Source organism: Desulfotomaculum sp. (assembly GCF_982386235.1).
In genome coordinates this window covers 60990-68783 of the sequence record NZ_CEVWQM010000022.1, presented here as the reverse complement: position 1 = coordinate 68783, position 7794 = coordinate 60990, and the positions used below count along the sequence as shown (strand labels likewise).

The 7794-nt window shown below is 48.0% G+C and carries 6 protein-coding genes; all 6 read right to left on the bottom strand.

What is annotated here, in order from left to right; genetic code table 11:
- Positions 1-533: 533 nt before the first annotated feature.
- The 6 genes from AC1U9Z_RS13300 to AC1U9Z_RS13275 are packed head-to-tail and all read right to left on the bottom strand — an operon-like array spanning position 534 to position 7786.
- Positions 534-995: a hypothetical protein gene (locus tag AC1U9Z_RS13300; RefSeq protein ID WP_479957756.1), complete on the bottom strand. Its 462-nt coding sequence runs from the start codon at positions 993-995 to the stop codon at positions 534-536.
- A 17-nt stretch (positions 996-1012) separates the two neighbouring features.
- Positions 1013-1957: an ABC transporter permease gene (locus AC1U9Z_RS13295; protein ID WP_479957754.1), complete on the bottom strand. Its 945-nt coding sequence runs from the start codon at positions 1955-1957 to the stop codon at positions 1013-1015.
- A complete protein-coding gene (locus tag AC1U9Z_RS13290; protein ID WP_333532640.1) occupies positions 1899-2990 on the bottom strand; it encodes an ABC transporter permease in 1092 nt (363 codons plus the stop codon). Before AC1U9Z_RS13290 ends, AC1U9Z_RS13295 begins: the two co-directional genes overlap by 59 nt.
- Entirely contained in the window at positions 2984-4516 is a 1533-nt protein-coding gene (locus AC1U9Z_RS13285) for an ABC transporter ATP-binding protein (RefSeq protein WP_333532639.1), read from the bottom strand. Before AC1U9Z_RS13285 ends, AC1U9Z_RS13290 begins: the two co-directional genes overlap by 7 nt.
- 54 nt (positions 4517-4570) lie before the next feature.
- Positions 4571-5602 carry a BMP family protein gene (locus AC1U9Z_RS13280; RefSeq protein WP_479957752.1) on the bottom strand — a complete coding sequence of 344 codons (1032 nt, stop codon included), beginning with the start codon at positions 5600-5602 and terminating at the stop codon, positions 4571-4573.
- Between the two features lie 12 nt (positions 5603-5614).
- Entirely contained in the window at positions 5615-7786 is a 2172-nt protein-coding gene (locus AC1U9Z_RS13275) for a xanthine dehydrogenase family protein molybdopterin-binding subunit (protein WP_479957750.1), read from the bottom strand.
- Positions 7787-7794 lie beyond the last annotated feature (8 nt).

The following is a 7794-nucleotide window of genomic DNA, read 5'->3' as shown; positions in this document are numbered from 1 at the left end:
GGATGTTTTTTGTGGTCGTCTTAGTTTCGAGTGTTAAACTCGACTTTTGACTTGACCTGTTTTTCATCCATCATCTGCTGTTTAGTTTTCAAAGACCATTTGCTTGTCCCGATCTCGCGACCGGAAGCTTATCTTACCATGGCTTTCACTGTGTTTCAAGTGCAAGTTTTTGGTAGTTTGTTCACTGCCTTATCGGCGGTGGAATCATATCTTACCACTTTTTCTGCGTTCGCTGCAAGTGGTAATTTTTGTTTGTCACCTTGCGGCGACATGTGTTATCTTAACACATCTTTTTACCCTTTGGCAATAGCTAAATTATAACTATCTATAAAAATCATAGCTTATCGTTAATGCCAGCGTATAAGTTAAACAATGCCTATGGCCGTATAAGCAACAGGTTAGCCCGAAGTCAAAGAGCTTGGGGCCCTTTTTACGCCAAATATGCTTTTGACCAAAACAAGGACCTGGGCTATTTACCCAAGTCCTTGTTTTTTCCTAATTAAACAAAATAAATGCTCAATTTAACAAGTTCTCTAAAGTCGTTGAAACTTATCAAGGTAGCTGCCATCAACAATCTCCCCAAAGGTATCGATATAATAGCGACCCTGATCATAGACCAACTGAACACGCATTTTTTCCCCTGGCAACCTTGCCGCTACCGTCAGGATCGCCTCCCCGGATTTCTTATCGGGAGAGAGTTTTACTTCGTCCAGGTAGAAATAAAGGGGTGTTAAGTAAGGATAGCTTCTTTCCTTGGCAAAATTCCGGGCAAAATCTTCCCGGCTAATCTTCTCCTTTAACTGGGGTGTTAAATAAAGATAAATATCACCGGATCTGTTTTCATTGACAGCATCAATAAATTCCTGCACCCGGCGGGCTGCCTGCCGCTCTCCTGGTAAAAAGGAACCAATGAGCCCGCCGGCCATGAGGATGATAATCATGAAGATGATGGTAAAACGACTTTTCGTTCGAACACCTGCAACAAAACCAGCCAAAGTGATCCCTCTTTCCGCTATCGTTCGGATCTGGAATAAGGAACGGTATAAGCCGCCGGAAATTCAGCCTTTTTCGAAACACTTAAAAGTACGAGAATGGTTATGATATAGGGCAGTGCCAATAAAAATTGGTGCGGTACCGGCATGCCAATGGCCTGAAGCCTGAGCTGCAGAGCGTTGGCACCCCCAAAAAGCAGGGCCGCCCCTAAGGCCCGGTAGGGATTCCAGCGGGCAAAAATCACCACTGCTACGGCGATAAAGCCACGGCCTGCCACCATTTGATCTAAAAAGGTATTCATAAAACCAATGGAAAGAAAGGCCCCGCCCAGTCCCGCAAAGGCACCCCCGATCATGACACAAAGATAGCGCACCAGCGGTACATTGATCCCCCGGGAATCGGCTGCCCGGGGATGCTCGCCAACGGCACGAACACTTAAACCAAAGGTTGTTTTCTCCATGACAAGGTAGGTAACAACAACCAGTCCTAAGGCTAAATAAACTAAAATATTATGGTTGAAGAGTACAGGACCTAAAATCGGTAAATCACCTAAAATCGGAATCTTCAGGGCCGGAAAGGCTTCAACCTGGGGCGGTAATTTTTGCACCCCAAAAATGCTGCGATACAAATAGGCAGAAAGCCCCGTTCCCAATATAGTCAAAGCGGTTCCAGCGATGACTTGGTTTGCTTTGACCGTTACACTTAAAAAAGCCATAATCAGAGAAAATAAGGTGCCGACTAGGATGGCCAGCAAAACCCCTAGCCAGAGGCTATTTGTAAAGTAGGCCCCCACAAATCCCCCCAGGGCTCCCATCAGCATAATTCCTTCTAGGCCAAGATTGAGTATGCCGGCCCTTTGTGTAAAGATATCTCCCAGAGCAGTAAAAAGAATTGGCACACTGGTTCTAATGGTCCCTGCCAGCAGGCTGATGAGAAACCCCTGCGTTAAAAGTTCTGACTGCACACCGATCCCTCCATTGGGTGTAAACCACCCTGCTAATAACAAAAATAATGACTAATCCCTCCAGGACGCTGACTAAGGAAAAGGGAACGCCCACCATACGCTGCATCGTACTGCCGCCTACACTGAGGGCTGCAAAGAAAAATGCGGAAACCCCAATACCCAAGGGATTGAGATTACCCAGAAGTGCCACCACAATGGCCAACATGCCATAACCTGAGTTTATATCATCCATCAAACGATAATGGATACCAAAAACCTCGGTCCAACCGGCTAACCCTGCCAGACCGGAGGAGATACACATGATTAAAATAATTGTTTTGGGGACCTCGATCCCACTATAACGGGCCACATGGTGACCCTCCCCCATCAGCTTGATCCGAAAACCGACGGTAGAACGCCAAAAGATATAACCTGCCAGAATAATTAACAGGGCGATAATAATACCAAAGTGCAACCTGGTTCCACTGAGCAACAGGGGAAGCCTTAGGCCTTCTTCAATCAAAGGGGTTTGGGGGAAACCATGCCCCTTGGGATCAATCATGGGCCCCCGTATCAACCAGCCTAACAAATAGACCGCCACATAGTTCAGCATGAGGGTGGTAATCACTTCATTGGCATTAAACCTCGCCCTGAACAGGCCGGCTAAGCCACCCCAAAGGGCACCACCCAAAAAAGCCGCCAGAAAAGATAAGGGGAAAAGAATAGCAGGGTGCAGGAAAGAAAGGTTCAGGGCCACCAACATCGCAAAAACAGCCCCCAGGGTAAATTGCCCATCCCCGCCAATATTCCAAAGCTGGCTTTTAAAGGCAATGGATGTTCCCAGCGCCATAATCATCAGCGGTGCTGCCTTGACCAAGGTTTCTGCAATTCGGTTGGTAGAGCCAAAGGCACCCCAAAACAAGGTTTGAAAAGCTTCGATGGGATCTTGCCCGGTTAGAAGCAAGAGCAAGGCCCCGACCAGGATGGCCAGGCTGATAGAAATAACGGAGGGTACCATACCTGCCAATAAATTTTTAATCTTTATTTTCAACATACCGCCTGAGCCCCACTTTCTACACCCGCCATGAGCATACCGATCTTCTCAATGCTGACATTTTTGTTCTCCAAAATCCCCTTAATCTGACCTTCATAAATAACTGCAATGCGGTCTGATATTTGTAGAATCTCTTCCAAGTCCGCAGAAATTAATAAGATGCTAACCCCTTTTTCCCGTTGCTCCAAAAGCTTTTCCCGCACATACATGGATGCACCAATATCCAGTCCCCTGGTGGGTTGATTGGCGATAATGACCCGGGGGGAGGAACTAATCTCCCTGGCTAGAATAATTTTCTGTTGATTGCCGCCGGAAAGCTCCCTAGCCTTGGCTGCCAGCCCGCTGGCCTTGATGCGATATTCGTGTAAAAGCCTTTGGGCATTGGCATAAATGGCCTTGAAATTTAATAAACCAGCACGGGAGAAACGAGGACTGTTATATTCTTTGATAATCAAATTGGTGGTTATATCAAAGCCCATGGCTAAACCGGTTTTATGGCGATCTTCCGGAATGTGAGCAATTCCTTCCCGAATATATTCGATTGGTTTTTTCCCATTTAGGAGCTGGCCATCCAACTGAATTCTACCGGAAGTTAAGGGACTTAATCCGGTAAGCACTTCACACAATTCCTTCTGCCCATTGCCGTCCACGCCAGCCAGCCCTACTATTTCTCCGGCCCGGATGGTGAAATCAATCCCGTTCAGAACCGGCAGCTTATGCGCATCCTTTAATGTAACTCCCTCCACAACCAGCCTGGTTTCTCCTGTACAAGCCGGCCTGGCAGCAAAGCTTAGTGCTACTTCACGCCCCACCATCCTATTGGTTAACTCACTTTTCGTGGTGGCGTCGGTTATCTTTTCCCCGCCGGCTTGGCAGCCATCCCTTAAAACAGTTACTTCATCCGCAATCTCTAAAATCTCTTCTAATTTATGTGTAATGAGGATAATGGATTTTCCATCATCACGCATAAGTTTTAGTATTTTAAATAATTCCTTTGTTTCCTGGGGTGTTAATACCGCTGTGGGTTCGTCCAGGATCAGGATGTCCGCGCCTCTGTAAAGAACCGATAATATTTCCACCCTCTGCTGCTCCCCTACAGAAAGCTGTCGAATCTGTGCCTTGGGGTTTACTTTCAGGTTGTATTTTTCCGACAGTTCGATGAGTGAGGCCTCCACAGAACCCTTATCTAAAAAAATGCCCCTCTTAGATGGCAAGCCCAGCATAATGTTTTCCACCACCGTCATGGGCCTTACCAGCATAAAGTGCTGGTGTACCATACCAATGCCCAAATTCATTGCCTGGGTAGGATTGTTCATAACGGTTTCTACCCCATTAATGAGTATTTGGCCTTCCTCCGGTTGATAAAGGCCAAATAAAATATTCATGAGCGTTGTCTTGCCTGCTCCATTTTCACCAAGCAGCCCGTGTATCGATCCCTTCGCCAGACGAAAATCCACACGGTTATTGGCAACCAGGCCCTTAAACCTTTTGGTAATCCCTTTCATTTCCACAGCATATGCTTGCAACTGACTTTACCCCCTGGAATATAAGTAGGGGCCTGGCCTCAGGCCCCCACCAACTTATTTCTCAAACTTAGGCATTTCTACCGTGTTATTCGCTAAGCCTTGCTTTACTTCCTCGAGCTTCGTCTTCACCTCTGCGGGAACGGTGCTGTCTAAACCATGGAAAGGAGCAACCGTCACACCAGCATTGGCAACGGTCAGCCAGTAAAATTTATCATTCCTATTGGTAAAATTGTCGTTTAAAACATCATCAACAATTGCCTTGATTACAGGCGTCCAGTTATAGGCAATACCGGATAATACGTTGTTTGGTGCCAAAACATTTTGGTCCGCCACATTACCCAGTACCGTTTTATTTTTCTCTTTCCCTGCATCCACAACACCCAGGCCAATGCCATCACCGGAGTGCCAAATCACATCCGCCCCGGCATCATACATCGAGACAGCACCTTCTTTCGCCTTGGCAGCATCACGCCAATCTCCGGTATAGAGTTCTTGAATTTGGATGTCTGGGTTCACCTGCTTCGCAGCATGTTTAAAGGCCTCATGGCCACGATATATTTCCGCCACATCGGCTCCGCCCACAACGCCAATTTTATTGGTCTTGGTCATCAAGCCAGCCAGGGTTCCCATCAGATAGCCACCCTCTTCCAGCTTGACATCATAGACGCAGGTATTGGGCAGGGTCTTAAAGCCAGTGCCCAGGGCAAATTTTGTTTCGGGAAACTCTTGGCCTACCTTGATAATGGGTTCCATAAATTGAAAACCATGGCCAAAAATCAAATCATAACCCTGGGAGGCAAAATCCCTTAGGGTCGGTTCAATGTTGGAAACCTCGTATACCTGTTCCGTATAGGTCACTTCAATTTTGCCGGCGTATTCCTCTTCCAGTTCTTTCATACCCTCATACATCGCCTGGTTAAAGGAAACATCATCAATTTTACCGGGTAGGATTAAGGCAACTTTCAGTGGTTTTGTTCCTTCCGATTGGCCTGCCTGTGGTGCTTTCTCTTCCTTGTTGCCACAGCCCGCTAATAACAAACTCATCATCAATACGGTTACCAGCAGAAGTCTTGCTTTCATTCTCATTTGTTACCCTCCTTATTTTTTATTAAATGGTATGCTAGATCCCTTGATGCCCTCATTCAATTTTTTATCCCGTTCCCTTGCACAAAACCTTGCTATTTCTTCCCGTGAAATGGGTAATTCATGAATGGGAAGCGCCACAACTTCGTTGACGGCGGCTACAATGGCCGGTGCAATGGCCACAGTACCCACCTCCGCAGCCCCCTTTAAACCCATGGGACCGGAATCCTCATACTCATCAACCGTAGCTGTCTCTGTGTCCGGCAGGTCAAGACTGGTGGGAATCAGATAGGTGGATAAACTCGTCTGCTTGGGCAAGCCATTGTTAAAACCCATTTGTTCCAACAAAGCATAGCCCACACCCATGGCAACCCCACCTTGTATTTGGCCTTCCAAGGCCATGGGGTTGATAATCCGCCCAGCCTCTGTTACTGCAAAAACTTGCAGAAGTTCTACTTCACCAGTCAATTGGTTCACCTTTACCTTGGCTGCTTGGGCAATGAAGGTGTACATGCTGTGCGGCAAGCCAATTCCTATGTCAGGTGCCGATACCTCCGGGAAAGTTGCCTCCCCGATGCCCCTTGGATAGGTCTTGCCGGCTGCTTCCTGTCTTTTTAAATCCTGCACCGCAGCCAGCAAGGCATTACCTGAAATATAAGTGGTTCGGGAAGCAGCCGTGGAACCACTATCATGGGTCAGACCCGTATCTCCCATGACAATCCGAATCTTATCGGTTGCAACGCCCAAGGCTTGGGCTGCTATTTGCACCAAGGCGGTATTGCTTCCTTGCCCAATCTCCACTGTACCGATTCTTATTTCATAGTGCTCGCCGGGCAGCTGTTTAATTTCCACCTTTGCGGTATCTTTAATGCCTTTCCCCATACCGCAGCTAAGAAAGCCAGCCGCCATACCATAGCCTATGTTGGGTTCTTTGTTGCTCAATCGCTCCTGCCACAGGGCAGAACCAGCCAGGATTCGCAGTGCTTCCCTTAGGCCCACAGAATGGTTCATGGGCTGACCCAGGCTGCCCTCTGCCCCTGGATACAGGGCATTTTTCAGGCGAAGCTTAATGGGGTCCAACTGGAGCTGCTTGGCCGCCCTATTCAACAGGGTTTCCACGGCAAAGGCCGTTTGCGGGGCACCAAACCCACGCATGGCACTGGCTGGCGGCTTGTTGGTATAACATAAATAGCCGTCAATTTGTACATTGGGGATAACATAGGGCCCCGCTGCATGCTCCACACCCAGACCAAGCACCGCAGGACCCAGGGCCGCATAGGCCCCGGTATCGTAATAAATGGTTCCCTGATAAGCTGTCAGCAGACCCGCCTGGTCGAAGCCCAGCCTTACCTTGGCCTTCGCGGCGTGTCTTTTATAGGAGGCTGCCAGCGATTCCTCCCTGGTAAACACCAGACGGGCCGGCAGACCTGTTTTCCAGGTAACCAGGGCCAGAAACAACTGTACGGTATTGCCGTCTTTACCGCCAAAGCCCCCACCGATGTTAGCCGTTCTAACCCTTATTTTTTCCGTCGGAATACCCAAACAATGAGCAATCTCCTGCTGATCGTAAAAGGGGTTTTGGGTGCCGGCAATAATATTTAAAACACCCTCTTCATCCAGGAAAGAAACACCTGCCTCCGGTTCCAGATACAAATGATCCACCACAGGCACGGTAAAGGTATCTTCCAAGGTTAGAAAGCTCTCCGCAAAGGCCTTTTCCGTATCGCCTTTACGAAAAGGAAGGTGCTGCAGCAGATTGCCCTGGGGATGAAGCAATGGGCTGTCTGGCTGCATCGCCCCTGCCGGGTCATTGACCAGGTCCAATGTTTCATAATCGATTGCAACGAATTGAGCATATTCGCTGGCTAAGGCAGCACTTTGGGCCGCCACCACCGCAATGGGTTCACCAAAAAAACGTACCCGCTCCTCCGCCAATACCGGCTGATCCTTGATGATTTGGCCAAAATTATTCTCCGCAAGGTCTTTGGCGGTAAAACAAAAGGCATCTTGCCGATTCGTAAAATAACGGGTATCAATTTTTGCTATTTTGGCATGTGCTTGTGTTGAACGAACCAGTTGAAGGTGCAGCATGCCAGGTAGATAATAGTCACTGGCGTAAAGGGCTTGACCCGTAACTTTACTTTTAGCATCCACACGAGGGATCGAAGTCCCAACCACACCGGGCATTTTTTTAC

Excerpts from the sequence above, each read along its gene's own strand:
- AC1U9Z_RS13290 (WP_333532640.1), bottom strand. The coding sequence starts at position 2,990 with ATGTTGAAAATAAAGATTAAAAATTTATTGGCAGGTATGGTACCCTCC.
- AC1U9Z_RS13280 (WP_479957752.1), bottom strand. The coding sequence starts at position 5,602 with ATGAGAATGAAAGCAAGACTTCTGCTGGTAACCGTATTGATGATGAGT.
- AC1U9Z_RS13275 (WP_479957750.1), bottom strand. The coding sequence starts at position 7,786 with ATGCCCGGTGTGGTTGGGACTTCGATCCCTCGTGTGGATGCTAAAAGT.